The organism is Oleiphilus sp. HI0079 (assembly GCF_001635105.1).
The window spans coordinates 1-1119 of the sequence record NZ_LWFT01001165.1 but is presented as its reverse complement, the minus strand read 5'-3'; the positions used below and the strand labels follow the sequence as shown (position 1 = coordinate 1119).

Below are 1119 nucleotides of genomic sequence, written 5' to 3'. Positions count from 1 at the left end.
CTGGCGCTATAACTTGGCGCAGTACAGAAAGTTGTTTCCGCTTGGAAGTGCAGTGACCATTGATGGCGCAGGACATCATCTGGTAGGAGAGTCAGAATCTTATCGTCAAAAGGTATTTGCGGCCTTAGACCGAGCGCTAACCCTAAGGTCATAAACTACGCTCAGTATACAAGCAGCTTAGAGGCCGAGTTGCTTGGCGATCACTTCGTTCATGATTTCATAGGTGCCGCCTCCAATTGAAAGAATTCGGTTGTCGCGAGCGAGTCTTTCGACCTTTGATTCGCGCATATAGCCCATGCCGCCAAATATTTGCACTGCGTCATAGGTGATTTTGTCGCTGGTTTGCGTCGCGAAATTCTTTGCCATTGAGATTTCTTTTATTACTGATTTACCCTCTTGCATTGCCGCGGCTAGCGAGTATGTAAAGGTTTTGCTTGCTTCAAGCGCTGTCGCCATCTCGGCGAGCTTGTGCTTGGTGACTTGGAACTTACCAATCGGTCTACCAAATGCACTTCTCTCTTTAACGTACTTTAGTGACTCTTCTAGAGCTAGTTCTGCGGTCATGTTTGCCATAACGCAGAGGCTAAGACGCTCCATCTCGAAGTTGGACATTATCGCGATAAAACCAGAGTTTTCTGGTCCGATGAGGTTTTCCGCTGGTACGCGAACATCATCGAAGAATAGCTCAGCCGTATCGCTGGCCCACCAGCCAGTTTTTTTAAGGTTTTTGCCCCGGCTGAATCCGGGGGTGTCGCGCTCTATCAATAGTAAGCTGATACCGCCGTAGCCATCGCCGCCTGTGCGCACGGCGACGGTATAGTAATCCGCTCTATGACCGCTGGTTATAAATGTTTTTGAACCATTAACAATGTAATGGTCGCCATCTTTCACGGCGCGAGTCTTGATGTTCGCGACATCAGAGCCGCCTGAAGGCTCAGTGATGGCAAGTGCAATGATTTTCTCGCCACTAATTACTTTGGGTATCACTTTCTCTTTCAGCGTTTTGGATCCCCATTTAGCTATTGGGGGGAGTCCGATATCAATCGATCCTAGGCTTGCCACAAGACCGCCCGAAGTTGAGCGCATGAGCTCTTCGGATGCCGCTACCTTACAAAAAAT

At 48.8% G+C, this 1119-nt stretch carries 1 protein-coding gene; it reads right to left on the bottom strand.

Annotated elements, in window-relative coordinates; genetic code table 11:
- Positions 1-177: 177 nt before the first annotated feature.
- The coding region (locus A3750_RS20785; RefSeq protein WP_068548743.1) for an acyl-CoA dehydrogenase family protein at positions 178-1119 on the bottom strand (942 nt) is incomplete at its 5' end.